This window comes from Rhizobium sp. Root491 (genome assembly GCF_001427205.1).
GTDB classification, from domain to species: Bacteria; Pseudomonadota; Alphaproteobacteria; order Rhizobiales; family Rhizobiaceae; genus Agrobacterium; species Agrobacterium tumefaciens.
In genome coordinates this window covers 320,594-337,496 of record NZ_LMFF01000001.1, presented here as the reverse complement: position 1 = coordinate 337,496, position 16,903 = coordinate 320,594, and the positions used below count along the sequence as shown (strand labels likewise).

Genomic DNA, 16,903 nt, shown 5'->3' with positions numbered 1-16,903 from the left:
CTGTGAACCCGGCTCTACTACTTAATAGGATGTTCTGTAATAGACCGTTTCAAGCGGCGATTGCGGACGGTCGTCCGGCGAGCGGTTCGACCATGTGACGGGGAAGGCGGCAAAACGCAGCCGGTTGCCGTCTATCCATGCCCGGTCGAACAGGGTTTCTCCCTTGCTGGCAAAGGTGATGGCCGCGCAGGTCCGGCCATCGACATCGAAGGGAATATTCTCTTTCCAGCCAGTCAACCCGCAACCGGTACCCTTCGGGTCACCATTATAATGCTCGACAACCGCGGGGTCGTTGGGTGTCATGGCGATTGAGGTGACGGTATGGGCAAAGAGCATGCTGTCGTTGTCCTTCAGGCCACCATCCAGCGTGCCTTCGTAACGCACCTGCACCGTGGGCTGCTGGCAGCTGCTGCGGGCGTAAATCTGTGAGACAGCATGCATGCGGCCACCGCGTATGGTGATGCGCGTGACGATGCCGTGACGGTCGTTCTTGCCGATCTCAAGGCAATCGGTCGTCCATTCGCCCTGAAGATCGACCTTGCCGTCATCGGCGCGCGCTGACGTGGATGAAAGAGTAGGGAAAATGCCTGCGGCCACGATAGATGCGGCCAACAGCAGAGCACGGGCAGGTTTCATGGAAATACCCTCAAAGCGAGACCATCTGCAAAGAGATGGACCGCGATGCGGGCAAAATTTGGGTTGGCGCAGGTCCGGTAAAAGCAGAAGCGCTTTCGCGTCCGCACAACGCGCAAAACTGCGCGAGGCGCGGGCGATCAGGCCTCGCTCACCGCCACATCAACCGCCTCGACCTTCTTGCCGGCGAAACGCAATGCTACTTCGCCATTGATGAGCTTCAGCGCCACATCGCCAAACAGTTCGCGCCGCCAGCCGGTCAGCGCTGCCACGGTGGCAGCCTCGCCCTCGGAAGCGATCTTGTCCAGATCTTCGCTGTTGGCGATGACCTTTGCTGCGACGCCGTGCTTGTCTGCCGTCAGCTTCAGGAGAACTTTCAACAGCTCCACGGCAGCGCCGGAGCCTTCCGGTGCGTGGCTGTGACGTGGCGCCTTCGGCATTTCCTCTTTCGGAAGTGCCAGCGCCGCATTCACGGTCTCGATGATGGCCGTGCCGGAGGAAGAGCGCTCCCAGCCCTTCGGGATGGTGCGAAGCCGCGACAGCGCCTCGGTGTCCTTCGGCTGCTGTTGGGCAATTTCGAAGATCGCATCGTCTTTCAGCACGCGTGAGCGCGGCACGTTGCGCGACCGCGCCTCACGTTCACGCCATGCGGCGACAAATTTGAGGATGGCGAGTTCAGTCGGCTTGCGCAGGCGCGATTTCAACCGCAGCCAGGCATCGTCGGGATGCATGTCATAGGTTTCGCGCGATTCCAGAATGTCCATCTCTTCGGTCAGCCAAAGCGAGCGGCCTTCACGCTCCAGCTGCGCCTTGAGCGCTAGATAGACATCACGCAGATGGGTGACGTCGGCCAGCGCATAATCCAGCTGCTTTTCCGTCAGCGGGCGGCGGCTCCAGTCCGTGAAACGTGAGGATTTGTCGATCTGCACATTCTTGATCCTCTGGACCAGCTGGTCGTAAGAGATCGAATCGCCGAAACCGCACACCATGGCCGCGACCTGCGTATCGAAGATCGGGTGCGGAATAAGCCCGCCAAGATGATAGATGATTTCGATATCCTGACGCGCCGCATGGAAAACCTTCACGACATCGGGATTGGCCATGAGTTCGAACAGCGGCGTAAGGTCGAGACCCTTGGCGAGGGGGTCGACCAGTACCTCAAGGGTAGGGCTCGCCATCTGTACGAGACAAAGCTCGGGCCAGAAGGTCGTTTCACGCAGAAACTCGGTGTCGATGGTAATGAATTCCGATTTCGCCAGTTCCGTGCAGGCTTCGGCGAGGGCGGCAGTCGTTTCAATCATTGCAAATGGCCACTCGTGAAAATTATCCGTCTTACTTTCCCTTTGCCGGGCGCATGTCAATACAAAGCCCGCTTTTGAAGGCTCAAGGATCGTTTTTCTCAGGTGGTTTTGGCGTCGGCCCGTCGTTTTTGGGTGGTGCAGGGGCGGCCAGCTTCTGAAAATAGGCCGAGGTGCGCAAAAGCGGGCGGAACCGCCAGTTCCGCTCCTCAACGGGTACTCCCTCGCGCACCCTAAGCCGGTATATGGTGTAGGCGATGAAAACGATCTGGATCGCGGCCGTGTAGCTGAACAGCGCTTTGGGACCGAACTGGTCGATCAGGACGGAGGCGAGCAGCGGCCCGACGGTTGCACCCACCGACCAGAAGAACAGCAGCCCGGCAGACACCATCGCATGTTCGCCCTCTTTGGCATGGTCGTTGCCATGGGCGGAACTGAGTGAATAGAGCGGCAGGGCAAAGGCGCCGAACACGAAGACGCCGATGATGTTGCTCCATTCGTCCGAGCCGGCGAACAGGGCGAGAAACAGACCGACAATCACGGAGCACGCCGTGGTAGCGAGAATGATGATGCGGCGGTCGTAACGGTCTGAATAGACGCCGAGCGGATATTGCAAGACCACGCCGCCGATGATGCCCGCACTCATGAAGGTGGCGATGGCGGTGACGGAAAGGCCGATCTGTTCGGCATAGATTGGCCCGATGTTGCGAAAAGCCGCCATGCTGAGGCCGACAGCCACGCAGCCGACGACGGCAAGCGGTGAGATGCGCCACACCGCGAAAAGATTGAACGGGATCTGTTTCGGCGGCGCGGGGTTGGATTTGTCGGCAATCGAGATCGGCACCAGCGACAGCGTGAGCGCCATGGCGATCAGCGAAAACACCACGGGCCCGTCAATGCCGGCGACGGGAATGATATATTGGGCGAGCGTCACGGAACCGAGATCAACGAAACGATAGATGGACAGCGTGCGCGCACGGTTGGAATTCGTCACCTGCGCATTGATCCAGCTTTCGATCGCGGCGAAAAGACAGGCGACCGCAATACCGATGACGAAGCGCATCAACATCCAGAACAAGGGATGAAGGACAAGCGGCATGGCGATCGAGGCGGCCGATGCGACCGCCGCCATGGTGGCGAAGGTGCGGATATGGCCAATCTTGCGCAGAAGGCGCGTCACCGAAATGCAGCCGAGCGCGAATCCGATGCTGTAGGCGGCGCTGATGAGGCCGATGGTGCTGGCCGAAAACCCTTCGGACAGGCCCCGCAGCGCGATATAGGTTCCCTGCAGACCGTTGCCGCCAATCAGAATGCCGGCGGTGACGAGAAGCGGGATAAGAGGTCTGATCTGGCTCATTGCGGGCCGACTCGGTTTGGCGGGCTGAATAAGCACTATCTAAAGCGAAGGTGCGCGAAAGGACAGGCTGAACGCGACATTGTTGTGCTTTGCCTTGACAAATCGGGCTGGTCATGCGCTTTTCCGGCAAATTTCGACAGTGCCGCCCATCTGGCCCACGACACGCTCCAGGATATTAAAATGCATCGTTACCGCAGCCACACCTGTGCCGCTCTCCGCAAGTCCGACGTCGGCGAAACCGTTCGCCTTTCCGGTTGGGTTCATCGCGTGCGAGATCATGGCGGCGTTCTCTTCATCGACCTTCGCGACCACTACGGCATTACCCAGGTTGTGGCCGACCCCGATAGCCCGGCCTTCAAGGTTGCCGAGACGGTGCGCGGTGAATGGGTGATCCGCATTGACGGTCTCGTCAAGGCGCGGTCCGAAGACACCATCAACAAGGGCATGGCCACTGGCGAGATCGAGCTTTATGCGCAGGAGATCGAGGTTCTGGGCGTTGCCAAGGAACTGCCGCTGCCCGTCTTCGGTGAGCCTGAATATCCCGAAGATGTTCGCCTGAAGTATCGCTTCCTCGACCTGCGCCGCGAAACCCTGCACAAGAACATCGTCAAGCGCACGCAGATCATCTCCTCCATGCGCAAGGGTATGGGCGATCTGGGCTTTGCCGAATATACGACGCCGATCCTCACCGCATCCTCGCCGGAAGGCGCGCGCGACTTCCTCGTTCCCTCGCGCATCCACGAAGGCCAGTTCTTCGCGCTGCCGCAGGCCCCTCAGCAGTACAAGCAGCTTCTGATGGTGGCCGGTTTCGACCGCTACTTCCAGATCGCTCCATGCTTCCGCGATGAAGACCCGCGTGCAGACCGTCTGCCGGGCGAATTCTACCAGCTCGACGTTGAAATGAGCTTCGTGACCCAGGAAGACGTCTGGACCACGATGGAGCCCATGATGACGGCCGTTTTCGAACAGTTTGCCGAAGGCAAGCCGGTGACGAAAGAATGGCCGCGCATTCCCTATGACGAATCGATCCGTAAATACGGCTCCGACAAGCCGGACCTGCGCAACCCGATTGTCATGGAAGCCGTGACCGAGCACTTCGATGGTTCGGGCTTCAAGGTTTTCGCCAACATGATCGCCTCCAACCCCAAGGTGCAGGTCTGGGCTATCCCGGCCAAGACCGGTGGTTCGCGTGCATTCTGCGATCGCATGAACGCCTGGGCGCAGAGCCAGGGCCAGCCGGGCCTCGGCTACATCTTCTGGAAGGAAGAAGAAGGCAAGGTTGCCGGCTCCGGTCCGCTTGCCAAGAACATCGGCGAGGAACGCACCGAGGCGCTGCGCCAGCAGCTTGGCCTTGAGGCGGGCGACGCCTGCTTCTTTGTCGCGGGCGATCCCGCCAAGTTCTACAAGTTTGCCGGCGAGGCGCGCACCCGTGCCGCCGACGAGCTGAACCTGATTGACCGCGACCGTTTCGAAATGTGCTGGATCGTCGATTTCCCCTTCTTCGAATACAACGACGAAGAAAAGAAGATCGATTTCGCCCACAACCCATTCTCCATGCCGCAGGGTGGCATGGAAGCGCTGGAAGGACAGGATCCGCTCTCCATCAAGGCTTTCCAGTATGACGCGGTCTGCAACGGCTTCGAAATCGCCTCCGGCTCTATCCGTAACCAGTCGCCCGAGCTGATGGTCAAGGCTTTCGAAAAGGTCGGCCTGTCGCAGAGCGACGTGGAAGAGCGCTTCGGCGGTCTCTACCGCGCCTTCCAGTACGGTGCGCCTCCGCATGGCGGTTGCGCCTTCGGTATCGACCGCGTGGTCATGCTTCTGGTTGGTGCGAAGAACCTGCGCGAAATCACGCTGTTCCCGATGAACCAGCAGGCACAGGACCTGCTGATGAACGCGCCGTCCCCGGCAACGCCGACCCAGCTTCGCGAGCTGGCGCTGCGCGTGGTTCCGTCCAAGAAGGACTGATCTCAACCGCCACGGGTTTTGAACAAAAGGGCTGGCGGCGACGCCGGCCCTTTCTGTTTCTGCAACGAACGTGGGAAAGTCACAATTTTACCGCGAGTTTAACGGAATTCCGAACGTAATCAGCCGGAATCCGATCCCAGTATAGTTTTGCGCTCATTTTGGGGACGCAAAGACTATCGGGGATTTTAAACTTGGGACAGCGCCGGCCGAACTTCGCTTGGGGTTGCGGCGCGATCATATTTATAAGGATTTCAGAATGGCACATGAATCGGAAAAAGACCTCGCCCTGGCCGGTGGGCAGATGCCGCCAGCCCCGCCTCGCAACGGCTTCGCCGTCAGCCTGCGCTCACCGGGCGCCAAGTTTCTGATGATTGGTTTCATATCGATGGTTCTGCTCGTACCGCTGCTTCTCGTCTGGGCGCTGACGGAAGAGCGCGCCTCGCGGGCCGAGGATGTTTCGGGCCGTATCGCCAGCGGCTGGGGTGGCGATCAGGTGGTGAACGGCCCTTATCTCGCCGTGCCTTTCGACGTGGAAAGACGCCGCGAGGTGAACGGCCAGAGCATCGTCGATCGCACGACCGAATGGGCGCTGGTCATGCCGGAAACGCTTGATGTCACGGCCGATCTGAAGACCGAGGAGAAGCGGCTGTCGATCTACAGCCTGCCGGTCTATAATGGCGACCTTGTCCTCAAAGGCCGGTTCGGTGCCGGCATCCTTCAGGATCTCGCCCGCTTCTCCGGCACGCCCCGCCTCGACAGCGCCATTCTCGTTCTCAGCATACAGGATATGACCGGCATTCGCTCGAGCGCCGGTGTCAGGATCGATGGCGGTTCCGTATTGCCGTTCGATCCCGGCATGCGTGATATCTCTGTCATAGCGCCCCGCACGGGTGCGCAGGACATGTCCATCAGGTCCGATGCCGGCGTGCACAGATCGATCGAAAGAGGCCTTGTCGAGAAAGGCTTCGATTTCGATATAGCCTTCTCCCTGAATGGTTCCGGCAGCTTTGCCGTCGCGCCCGCCGGCCAGACCACCAGTTTGGCGGCCAAGGCCAACTGGCCGCATCCCGGCTTTGAAGGCCTGTTCCTGCCGGAGGAAAAGACCGTCACAGCCTCGGATTTCACGGCCAACTGGACAATCCCCTATCTCGCAAGGGGCATAGACCGCGTGGTCGAGAGTTCGCGCCTGCCGCTGACCGACAGCCTGATGAGGATCAACCTCGTCGAGCCCGTGAAATTCTACCAGATCATCGCCCGGACACTCAAATATTCGATAGGCTTCATCTCTCTGGTGTTCCTGGCCGTCTTCATCGTCGAACTGAGGGGCGGCAGCAACGTGCACTGGATCCAGTACGTGCTGACGGGGCTGGCGCTGATCGTTTTCTACGTGTTGCTGCTCGCACTTGCGGAACATACGGGCTTCACCATCGCCTATGCTGCGGCGTCGCTTCTGACAGCGCTCCTGATCTCCTCCTATCTCGGAAGCGCAACCCGTAGCCGCAAGAACGGGGTAGCCCTGTTTACGGTTCTGGCGGTGGCTTATGGGGTCATGTATCTGGTTCTGAATGAGGATGAATATGCGCTGCTGGCCGGCGCGTTGATATCTTTCATCGCCATTGCTGCCACCATGTTCGCAACCCGCAGGGTCGACTGGTCGGGAACCGGCCCAACCCAGCACAACACCAATATTGGTCGCAGCGAAGCGTCGTAAGGCGCATCGCCAGCATCGAAAGGCGGGCAGACAACTTGCTGCCCGCTTTTTTGCCGTCTATAGGTGGAGCATTCACCACGGACCCGGTGAAATTCCGGGTGGCTCTTCTGGCCGCCGATCCGCCAGACAACGCAAAGCACCGACATTCTTTTTCAATCTACCGGACACGTTTCCGGCCGGTGCGTCATACTTTGCGAAAAAATCAAATGAACAGATTTCAGACTTACAGACGTGAGTGGTTTTCCAATATTCGCGGCGATGTGCTTTCCGGCATCGTCGTCGCACTTGCGCTCATTCCCGAAGCAATCGGCTTTTCCGTCATCGCCGGCGTCGATCCGAAGGTGGGGTTGTTCGCTTCTTTCGCCATTGCCTGCGTCTGCGCCTTCACCGGTGGCCGTCCGGGCATGATTTCCGCGGCAACCGCCGCCACAGCCGTCCTGATGGTGACGCTGGTGAAGGAACACGGCCTGCAATATCTCTTTGCTGCGACCATCCTCATGGGTGTGCTGCAGATCGCTGCGGGCTTTGCAAGGCTCGGGCGGGTGATGCGCTTCGTCTCTCGCTCAGTCATGACCGGCTTCGTCAATGCACTGGCGATCCTGATCTTCATGGCGCAATTGCCCGAGCTGATAGGCGTGCCTATCGCAACCTACGTCATGATCGCGGCTGGTCTTGCAATCATCTATCTCTTCCCGCTGGTCACTAAAATCATCCCGTCGCCGCTGGTCGCCATCGTCGTTTTGACCTGCGTGGCGGTGTTTTTCGGCATGGATATCCGCACCGTCGGCAATCTCGGCGAGCTGCCCTCGACGCTGCCGGTCTTCGCCCTGCCACAGGTGCCGCTGACTTTCGAAACGCTGCAGATCATCTTTCCGTATTCCGCAGCGCTGGCTGCCGTCGGTCTCCTGGAATCCCTGCTGACGGCACAGATCGTTGACGACATGACAGATACCGGCAGCAACAAGAGCCGGGAATGCATCGGGCAGGGGACAGGCAACATAGCCTCCGCGCTGATCGGCGGGATGGGCGGCTGCGCCATGATCGGCCAGTCGGTCATCAACGTCAGATCCGGCGGCAGGGGCAGGCTCTCCACTTTTGTGGCGGGCGCCTTCCTGCTGTTCCTCATTCTGGTGCTGGATGATCTTGTCCGCATCATTCCAATGGCCGCTCTTGTGGCTGTCATGATCATGGTTTCGATCGGCACCTTCTCGTGGCGTTCGATTCTCGATCTCAGCCGCAATCCACCGTCTTCCAGCATCGTCATGCTGGTAACGGTCGGGACCGTGCTGGCGACCCATGATCTCGCAAAAGGCGTGCTCGCAGGTGTGCTTCTCTCCGGCGTGTTTTTCGCTGGGAAGGTTTCAAAACTCTTCCACGTTCGTCCAGAGCTTGTCGCGGATGGTCGGCACCGCATCTACCGCGTCGATGGGCAGATTTTCTTCGCCTCGACGGAAGGCTTCATTGCCGCCTTCGATTTTGCCGAAGACGTGGAAACGGTCACCATCGACGTCACACAGGCGCATCTGTGGGACATTTCGGCTGTCGGTGCGCTGGACAAGGTCGTGCTGAAATTCCGCAAGACCGGCAAGACGGTCGAGGTGATCGGCGTCAACGAAGCGAGCGCCCATATGATCGACCGTTTCGCCCTGCACGACAAGCAGGATGGAGCGACAGCCTCAATCCACTGACCGGAAGTAAAAAGCCCCGGCGTAACCGGGGCTTTTTGTTGTGCTATTCGTTTGCCGTCACCGTCACGCCGAGCATTGTCGGCAGGGTGTTCGGCGCGCCCATGGCGGCGCCCATGATCATCGGGAAGGGAACCGGCTTTTCCGGTTCGGCCGAGATAGAGAAGCTCTTCGGATTGTCGATGTAGGCGTTGATCGCAGCCGACACCATGTTCTGCAATTCCGGAACGTTGAGCGAAGCCATCATGATGGGCGCCATGCCCTTGATGGTCTGGGAAAGCTGATCGCTGGTCATACCCTGCTGGCTTGCAGCGTAGTCGATGGCGCGCTTGGTGATGCTGGCATCTTCGAAGCTGATTTCGGCATTAACGAAGGAAAGCTGCTGCATCAGGCCGAGCATGGCAAGGCCCGCTGCCTGTTCGGCCTGTTCCTTGTTCGGATTTGCAGCCTGCGCCTTCACCGTCTCCTGCATCGATTTGATGAAGGCGAGTGTGTAACCGGAGAAACCGAACGACATGTTGAGACGGCCGACCTTGTCGAGGTCGATGGCATATTCCTCGACGTCTACGGTGCCGGAGGCAACTTCCCAGCTTCCGCTCATGGTCATGTTGCCGGAAAGGGCCTGCAGATTGAGCTTTTCAATTGCGTCTTTCGTGGCCGGATCGTTGACTTCGCTGAGATCGGCTTTGAAGCCGGATGCGTCGAGATCGAAGCCGATCGAGGCCTTGTCGTCGCTGACGGACATCGTTGCGCTGCTTTCCTCGAGCGAGAAAGCCTGCTTGCCATCGATGGAGACGGAAATCGGACCGCTATGCGCCTCGTCGTAGAACATCAGCGCATCAATCGTGCCCGTCGTCGCATCGGCAGGGATGGTGAGACCCGACATGTAGATGTCGTTGGCCTTGATCTCCACGTTTTCCTGCTTGTAATCGACATTGTCGAAACGCGCGTTCTTGATCTTGTAGCCGCCGTTGTTTTCCTCGACGCCTTCAAGGGTGACGTTGCCGACCGGAATTTTTTTGGCCGGATCGGCAGCCGCATTAAAGGTCACGCCGTTCAGCGTCACCGTGTCGCCGTTGACGGCGACGGATCCGGCGGCAATTTCACCGCCCTGCGCGGCGTAGGCGGCATTGATCTTTTTCAGAACGTCGTTGCCATCCAGTGCGAATGCCGGTGCGGAAAGCGCGAGAAGCGCGGCACTTGCGAAAAGAATCTGCCGGGTGGATTTCAGTCTCATAGTGTTTCTTCCCTCAATGTGCGGATGTGCACCGTGTTCTAAATGTGAATGGTGACATTTATATTCGCGATTATTCAAAGGTCTACAGGATTTAGATCGATTCGTATGACGGCGGCATTGCGGCATTCGCAACGCAGTTAATAAAAATCCTCACAAAAGGCGTCGTTTCGTCCACAGCCGAGACCCCCGAATTCCTTGCCGGGAATCGGCATTTCCGCTAGTCAAGCACCATGGGAAAAAATCTTGTACCTCCGTCAGGCGGAGACGATAACATTCATCCGGTCGATTTGAAGGCGGCGCTTGAAGAGCGCTACCTCGCTTACGCCTTGTCCACGATCATGCATCGTGCGCTGCCGGATGTGCGCGATGGACTGAAGCCGGTTCACCGCCGCATCATCCACGCCATGAGCGAAATGGGCATCCGCCCCAACTCGGCTTTCAAGAAATGCGCCCGCATCGTCGGTGACGTTATCGGTAAGTTCCATCCGCATGGCGACCAGTCGGTCTACGATGCGCTGGTCCGTCTCGCGCAGGATTTCTCGCAGCGTTATCCGATCGTGGACGGGCAGGGCAATTTCGGCAATATCGATGGCGACGGCGCCGCCGCCTATCGTTATACCGAAGCACGCATGACCGATGTGGCAGCGCTGCTGCTCGAAGGCATCGGCGAGGACGCGGTTGACTTCCGTGCTACCTATAATGAGGAAGATGAGGAGCCGGTCGTCCTCCCGGGCGCGTTCCCCAATCTGCTTGCCAACGGTGCCTCCGGCATCGCCGTCGGCATGGCGACGTCCATCCCGCCGCACAACGCCCATGAACTGTGCGACGCAGCTCTGCATCTCATCAAGCATCCGGATGCCACGGTTGAAAAGCTGGTGGAATTCATTCCCGGCCCCGACCTGCCGACCGGCGGCGTGATCATCGAAAGCCGCGAGAACATTCTCGAAGCCTATAAGACCGGGCGCGGTGGTTTCCGCGTGCGCGCCAAATGGGAAACGGAAGACCTCGGACGTGGCGGCTATCAGATCGTCATCACCGAAATCCCGTTCCAGGTGCAGAAATCGCGGCTGATCGAAAAGATCGCCGAGCTGCTGCTCGCCCGCAAACTGCCGCTGCTTGAGGATGTCCGCGACGAATCGGCCGAAGACGTGCGTATCGTGCTGGTTCCGAAAAGCCGCACCGTCGACGCGACGCTGCTGATGGAATCGCTGTTCCGTCTGTCCGACCTTGAAAGCCGCCTGCCGCTCAACATGAACGTACTGTCGCTTGGCAGGGTGCCGAAGGTCATGGCGCTGAACGAGGTTCTGAGCGAATGGCTGGCACACCGCAAGGACGTGCTGGTCCGCCGTTCCCGCCATCGTCTTGCGGCCATCGATCGCAGGCTCGAGATTTTGGGCGGCCTGCTGGTCGCCTATCTCAATCTCGATGAGGTGATCCGTATCATCCGCGAGGAGGACGAGCCGAAACAGGTGATGATGGCCAAGTGGTCGCTCACCGATAATCAGGCCGAAGCCATCCTTAACATGCGTCTGCGCAATCTGCGCAAGCTTGAGGAATTCGAAATCCGCAAGGAGTTCGACGAACTCAGCAGCGAGAAGGCTGAAATCGAGGGTCTGCTCGCCTCCGATGAAAAGCAATGGCAGACCGTCGCCTGGGAAATCGGCGAGGTCAAAAAGAAATATGCCAAGGCAACCGAGATCGGCCGTCGCCGCACGCAGTTTGCGGATGCGCCGGATGCCGACATCGAGGCCATCCAGCAGGCGATGATCGAAAAGGAACCGGTCACCATCGTCATCTCGCAGAAGGGATGGATCAGGGCGCTGAAGGGGCATATGTCCGATACGTCGGCTCTGACCTTCAAGGAGGGCGATGGCCCGAAGCTCGCCTTCCCGGCGCAGACGACCGACAAGTTGCTGCTGCTGACCACCGGCGGCAAGGCCTACACGCTCGGCGCCGACAAGCTGCCGGGCGGTCGCGGCCATGGCGAGCCGATCCGCATCATGGTCGATATGGAGAACGATCAGGACATCCTGACGGCCTTCGTTCACGATCCGTCGCGCAAGCTTCTGCTCGTCTCGACTGGCGGCAACGGCTTCATCGTGGCCGAAAGCGAAATGGTCGCAAATACCCGCAAGGGCAAGCAGATCATGAATGTCGCCATGCCTGATGAAGCCAAGCTCGCGGTTCCGGTAACGGGCGACCATGTCGCCGTCGTCGGCGAAAATCGCAAGCTGCTTGCCTTCCCGCTGTCGCAGGTGCCGGAAATGTCACGCGGCAAGGGCGTGCGCCTGCAACGCTACAAGGACGGCGGCGTCGTTGATGTGAAATGTTTCGCGCTCGCAGACGGCTTGAGCTGGTCCGACACGGCCGGGCGCCTCTTCACCAAGGTAGGTGAGGAATTGCGCGAATGGCTGGCAGACCGCGCCACCGTTGGCCGCACCGTACCGAAGGGCTTTCCGCGTAGCGGGAAATTTGGCGGGTAACAGCTGAAAGACGTCCCGAGCGATTACTCGGGACGTCTTTGATGGTCGCTGTTTCAGGACTTGGCGAGCGTTCTTAGCGCAACGTGGTATTTGCGCATCGCAATCCGCGCGTGTTCGAGCTGCCGATTAAAATCATCCGTCAGTTCTTCATCAAGACCACCGGCAGCACAATTCAAGCATGTTGCCGTATACACTTAGATCAAGAACGTCGCCTGTCTTCCATCCAAGCCGTTCAAGCATATCCTTTGGTATAACAATACCAGCGGCTTCGCCAATCTCGCAAATCGTTGCTTTCATTTGAAGTACTCCAAAGTTTAAATGGAGTTTAGCATACGGTTTTGACTGTTTGGCGAACTATTCTTCTACCGTAGGCTTATAAACCTCCCACCCGCGCGGTGTCAGATGCTCCTGCGGGTGGTAGCGCGTCTTGTAGCCCATCTTTTCAGAACCATCGACCCAGTAGCCAAGATAGACGTGCGGCAGGCCGAGCGCGCGTGTGCGGGTGATGTGATCCATGATCATGAAAGTGCCGAGCGAGCGCTTTTCTAGATCGGGGTTGAAGAAGGAATAGACCATCGACAGCCCGTCGCTCATCACATCGCTCAGCGCTACGGCGAGAAGTTCACCTCGTTTGCTGGAATCGATGCCGGAGCCGGGCTCTCGCACACGGTATTCGATGATGCGGGTGTTGACGTGCGTGTCTTCGATCATGATCGCATAGTCGAGCGCCGACATGTCGGACATGCCGCCTGACTGGTGCCGATGGTCGAGATAGCGGCGAAACAGTGAGAACTGTTCGGTGGATGGCTCAGCGGCATGAACGGTGGCGACGACATCCTTGTTGATGGAGAGAACGCGCCGCATCGATTTCGTCGGCTGGAACTGTTCGGCAAGGATGCGCACGGAAACGCAAGCTCGACAGGTTTCGCACGCCGGGCGATAGGCGATGTTCTGTGAACGCCTGAAGCCGCCCTGGGTCAGAAGGTCGTTCATTTCCGACGCACGCGGGCCGACCAGATGCGTGAAAACCTTCCGCTCCATCTGGTTCGGCAAGTAGGGGCAGGTGGCCGGTGCCGTAAGATAGAATTGGGGAGAGGGCGTCGCCTGCGTGTTCATCGAACCGTGATCGCCTCCTGCGTCTGTTGTGAAAGCGCGCCGCGATTTCACGGGGTGCGGCGACGCTTCAAGCGACATGCATAATGTCACAGAATGGCAAAATGACGGAAAACGTCAACTGCACCATGCGCTATTTGCCTGATATGGAAGCCACGTTTTCGTGGCTTTCCCTTATATCAGTAGGTTCTGACCATGACGGTGCCGAGCAGGAAGTCGTGAACGAGGCGAGAGCGCTCCGTAAACAGGCCTGCAAGCAGGATAAGCGGCGTCAAAACCGAGTTGATGATCCAGAAAAGCGCAATGTGCACGGTGGCCAGAAGGAAATCGATTCGCCGTCCGTCCATGCGCGCCATTGCGATGCCCATCGCCCGCATGCCGGGTGAGGCCTGCGACGGGCCGCTGAGCGTCACGCCGAAATAAAGGACCGCGACGATGACGAACAAGGCCGGATAGAGGAAGAAGCCGAGACCCAGCGTAATCACGCCGAGAAAGAAGACGATCACGGCGGCTGGAATGCACAGCAGGAGAACGATCGCGTAATCGATCAGGAAAGCGAAGATGCGTCGGCTCAGCACGCCGCTATAGGCGCGCCAGTCGTCCGGTGCGACATAGGTAGGGTTCTGGTCGAGGTTCATCGGTCGTTTTCTCCTGAGAAGACATGACAGCTCGAAACGCGCTTTTCGTCAGGCAGCATTCCGTGTCAGCAAACAATATGGGAAGAAAACGACCGAATACAATAAGCGTCGGCTGTCAGCCCTTCGCGAGTTTGCGCGCGGCTTCCACTGCGAAATAGCTCAGAATGCCATCACAGCCTGCACGCTTGAAACAGAGAAGCGTTTCCATCATCACGCGCTCGCCGTCGATCCAGCCATGCATGGCCGCTGCCTTGATCTGGGTATATTCACCGGACACCTGATAGGCGAATGTGGGCAGCCCGAAATTCTCTTTCAGCCGCCAACAGATGTCGAGATAGGGCAAGCCAGGTTTGACCATCAGCATGTCAGCACCTTCTTCGACGTCGAGCGCTGCGTCGCGGATTGCCTCCATGCCGTTAGCGGGGCTGATGTAATAGCTGTTCTTGTCCCCCTTCAGCAGTCCGGCCGTCGAAATGGCCTCGCGATACGGACCGTAATAGCCGGAGGAGAATTTTGTGGCATAGGCCATGATGCCGACGTTCTGGTGCCCGGCCGCATCCAGGCCGCGGCGGATGGCGCCAATGCGGCCATCCATCATCTCGGACGGAGAAATAATGTCCGAACCGGCATCGGCCTGAAGGATTGCAGCACGAACGACCTGGTCCACGGTCTCGTCATTGACGATCTCGTCGCCGCGCAGAATGCCGTCATGCCCATGGCTGGTGAAGGGATCGAGCGCAACATCGGTGATCATGCCGATATTCGGAACCGCTTTTTTGACCGCGATGGTCGCCTGATTGATGAGGTTGTTGGCCTCGAGCGCATTCGAGCCGGTCTCGTCGCGCAAGTCCATCTCGATATTCGGGAAGGTCGCAATCGCCGGAATGCCGAGATCGGCGGCTTCCTTCGCCGCTTCGACCAGCTTGTCGACGCTCATGCGGTTTACGCCGGGCATCGCCGGTATGGGATCGAGGATATTGCTGCCCGGTACGATGAAGACCGGCCAGATGAGATCATCGACGGTCAGGCGGCTTTCCTGAACCAGACGGCGAGTCCAGTCGGCCTTGCGATTGCGGCGCATGCGGCGATGGCCGGTGATCGCGTCGACCAGATGCGTTTTGTCCTGCATGTAAGAATGTCCTTCGTATCCCACCCAAGTCAGGAAAGCTGCATAACACGAAGCAAGCGCCGTGCGAATGCGACAATGTTTCCCCCTGGACTTCCCCGGTGGGCGAGGGTGCTTTGACAAGGCAAGCCGCCGAATTCAATATGGGCTGGTCGCCCGCCCGCGGAAACCGTATCTTCCGGCCATGGAACCTGATTCTCAACCTCTGCCGAAACGTCCGCTGACGGAAATCCTCTTTCTGGTCTTCATGAGGCTGGTCGCGGTTTCCTGTTTCTGGTTCGGCCTGCAATATTGGGCGATGCTGACGGGATATTCTCTCGGCGGGCATGGGCGGTTCGATATGCTTAACCTGCCATGGCGAGTGGCGGGTAGTGCGCTTGCGGTGATTTTCCCCGTCGCAGCGCTCGGTCTCTGGCTCGGCGCCTCCTGGGGGGCAGTCATGTGGGTCTTGGGTGCCGGCACCCAGATCGCCATGTATAAGGTGTGGCCATATATCTTCGGCGCCAACACGCTTGTACCCGTCATGCACGGTCTCGTGGCAACCATTTATATACTATTCCTGGTCGCTTTTTGGCTCGATCAGCGCCAGAATGAAGAGCGCGCAAGAATTGATTTACCATAAGAATAAAGCAATTCAGCCTGGTTTTCGGTCGAATTTTATTGCTAAGTCTTTGATTTGTAATGCATGGCGATAAGCCAGTCCCGCTTCGCCACAAGTTTGACCCACTTGGGAAAATGCAGGTAAGCATTTGTTAATCGTAGCTTTTAAGTAGAATTTTATGCGCATTGATTAGGTTCTCACTCAAGGCGGGAGACAAACAAACACACCGCCAAACAAAACAGTGAGGCAGTCATGATCAATAGCAAAGCAAAGCCGCAGGCCGTTGTTGCCGACGCACATGAAGATACCATCCGTTCGCTCTACATGGAGTCGCTGCACCTGGTGGAACGTCTCCACCGCCGCCTCCTCGATGTCATCAAGGACGAGTTCGATCGTCAGGGTCGCGATGATGTCAACGCCGTTCAGGCGCTCCTGCTGTTCAACATCGGCAATTCCGAACTGACGGCCGGCGAGCTTCGTTCGCGTGGTTATTACCTCGGATCGAACGTCTCCTACAACGTCAAGAAGCTCGTAGACCTCGGTCTCATCAACCACCAGCGCTCGCGTGTCGACCGCCGCTCGGTCCGCATCAGCCTGACTGAAAAAGGCCAGGAAATCGCAGAAACGGTTGCTCACCTCTACGAGCGCCACGTCGGCTCGATTGAAAAGGTCGGCGGCATCGGCACCGGCGAGTTCTCCGAAATGAACAAGCTGCTGCAGCGCCTCGATCGCTTCTGGAACGATAGCATCGCTTATCGTCTCTAATTCCGCGGCGGTTTCACTGTTAGCGCCGGGGGCATCGGTTTGCCTCCGGCTTGCGGATTCGTGTTCGAGGCGCCGTTCACCTGTGCGTGTCAAGCCCGGTCTCTCAGGTGCGTTTTCGCCCTGTTTTGTAGGCATACACAGCTTCGTGAGAAAAGGTCCGTGACACGAATTGGCCATATTGATATGGGACCCGCAAAGGTGAAGGAGCCGGCGGTTTCTCCTGCTGTCGTGGCAAGTCCCGACTGTTCTGCCAGACAATAGCGCCCAGACCATGGGTATTGAGCATTA

The 16,903-nt window shown here is 58.5% G+C and carries 14 protein-coding genes and 1 other annotated feature; of the genes, 6 read left to right on the top strand and 8 right to left on the bottom strand.

Annotated elements, in window-relative coordinates; all coding sequences use genetic code 11:
- Nucleotides 1-21: 21 nt before the first annotated feature.
- The 3 genes from ASD46_RS01700 to ASD46_RS01690 form a co-directional block, all read right to left on the bottom strand.
- Nucleotides 22-636, bottom strand: coding sequence for a hypothetical protein (locus tag ASD46_RS01700; RefSeq protein WP_025593026.1), 615 nt, complete (start codon nt 634-636; stop codon nt 22-24).
- A gap of 137 nt (nt 637-773) precedes the next feature.
- Nucleotides 774-1,934, bottom strand: coding sequence for a ribonuclease D (gene rnd, locus ASD46_RS01695; RefSeq protein ID WP_003512471.1), 1,161 nt, complete (start codon nt 1,932-1,934; stop codon nt 774-776).
- 82 nt (nt 1,935-2,016) lie between these two features.
- Nucleotides 2,017-3,288 carry an MFS transporter gene (locus ASD46_RS01690; protein ID WP_003512472.1) on the bottom strand — a complete coding sequence of 424 codons (1,272 nt, stop codon included), beginning with the start codon at nt 3,286-3,288 and terminating at the stop codon, nt 2,017-2,019.
- A 180-nt stretch (nt 3,289-3,468) separates the two neighbouring features.
- Here ASD46_RS01690 and aspS point away from each other — a divergent pair, with 180 nt between their 5' ends.
- From aspS to ASD46_RS01675, 3 genes are all read left to right on the top strand, one after another.
- A complete protein-coding gene (gene aspS, locus ASD46_RS01685; RefSeq protein WP_003512477.1) occupies nt 3,469-5,256 on the top strand; it encodes an aspartate--tRNA ligase in 1,788 nt (595 codons plus the stop codon).
- A 256-nt stretch (nt 5,257-5,512) separates the two neighbouring features.
- Nucleotides 5,513-6,967 (top strand): cell envelope integrity protein CreD, encoded by a 1,455-nt coding sequence (gene creD / locus ASD46_RS01680; RefSeq protein WP_025593029.1) that lies wholly within the window; start codon nt 5,513-5,515, stop codon nt 6,965-6,967.
- 76 nt (nt 6,968-7,043) lie between these two features.
- Nucleotides 7,044-7,099 (top strand) — a sequence feature (sul1 is cis-regulatory element that is thought to sense ions involved in sulfur or methionine metabolism; They are found in Alphaproteobacteria).
- Nucleotides 7,100-7,173: 74 nt separating this feature from the next.
- Complete coding sequence (locus ASD46_RS01675) at nt 7,174-8,655, top strand: SulP family inorganic anion transporter (RefSeq protein WP_025593031.1); 1,482 nt, start codon at nt 7,174-7,176, stop codon at nt 8,653-8,655.
- Nucleotides 8,656-8,698: 43 nt separating this feature from the next.
- Here ASD46_RS01675 and ASD46_RS01670 read toward each other — a convergent pair whose 3' ends face one another.
- Complete coding sequence (locus ASD46_RS01670; RefSeq protein ID WP_003512485.1) at nt 8,699-9,889, bottom strand: hypothetical protein; 1,191 nt, start codon at nt 9,887-9,889, stop codon at nt 8,699-8,701.
- Nucleotides 9,890-10,119: 230 nt separating this feature from the next.
- Between ASD46_RS01670 and parC the strand changes: the two genes are divergently transcribed.
- Entirely contained in the window at nt 10,120-12,372 is a 2,253-nt protein-coding gene (gene parC, locus ASD46_RS01665) for a DNA topoisomerase IV subunit A (protein WP_035198107.1), read from the top strand.
- 150 nt (nt 12,373-12,522) lie between these two features.
- On the opposite strand, the gene ASD46_RS27650 is transcribed toward parC, so the two are convergent.
- From ASD46_RS27650 to hemB, 4 genes are all read right to left on the bottom strand, one after another.
- Nucleotides 12,523-12,612 carry a hypothetical protein gene (locus ASD46_RS27650; RefSeq protein ID WP_323455096.1) on the bottom strand — a complete coding sequence of 30 codons (90 nt, stop codon included), beginning with the start codon at nt 12,610-12,612 and terminating at the stop codon, nt 12,523-12,525.
- A gap of 114 nt (nt 12,613-12,726) precedes the next feature.
- Entirely contained in the window at nt 12,727-13,488 is a 762-nt protein-coding gene (locus ASD46_RS01660) for an arginyltransferase (protein ID WP_025593035.1), read from the bottom strand.
- A 176-nt stretch (nt 13,489-13,664) separates the two neighbouring features.
- Nucleotides 13,665-14,123 carry an RDD family protein gene (locus tag ASD46_RS01655; RefSeq protein ID WP_003512493.1) on the bottom strand — a complete coding sequence of 153 codons (459 nt, stop codon included), beginning with the start codon at nt 14,121-14,123 and terminating at the stop codon, nt 13,665-13,667.
- A gap of 115 nt (nt 14,124-14,238) precedes the next feature.
- The gene (hemB, locus tag ASD46_RS01650) at nt 14,239-15,252 is read right to left on the bottom strand and encodes a porphobilinogen synthase (RefSeq protein ID WP_003512495.1); all 1,014 of its coding nucleotides are present in this window, start codon (nt 15,250-15,252) and stop codon (nt 14,239-14,241) included.
- Nucleotides 15,253-15,433: 181 nt separating this feature from the next.
- Between hemB and ASD46_RS01645 the strand changes: the two genes are divergently transcribed.
- Both ASD46_RS01645 and ldtR read left to right on the top strand, forming a co-directional pair.
- The gene (locus ASD46_RS01645) at nt 15,434-15,871 is read left to right on the top strand and encodes a DUF6163 family protein (RefSeq protein WP_003512497.1); all 438 of its coding nucleotides are present in this window, start codon (nt 15,434-15,436) and stop codon (nt 15,869-15,871) included.
- Nucleotides 15,872-16,105: 234 nt separating this feature from the next.
- Nucleotides 16,106-16,615 (top strand): transcriptional regulator LdtR, encoded by a 510-nt coding sequence (ldtR, locus tag ASD46_RS01640; protein ID WP_025593036.1) that lies wholly within the window; start codon nt 16,106-16,108, stop codon nt 16,613-16,615.
- The last annotated feature ends 288 nt before the right edge of the window (nt 16,616-16,903 follow it).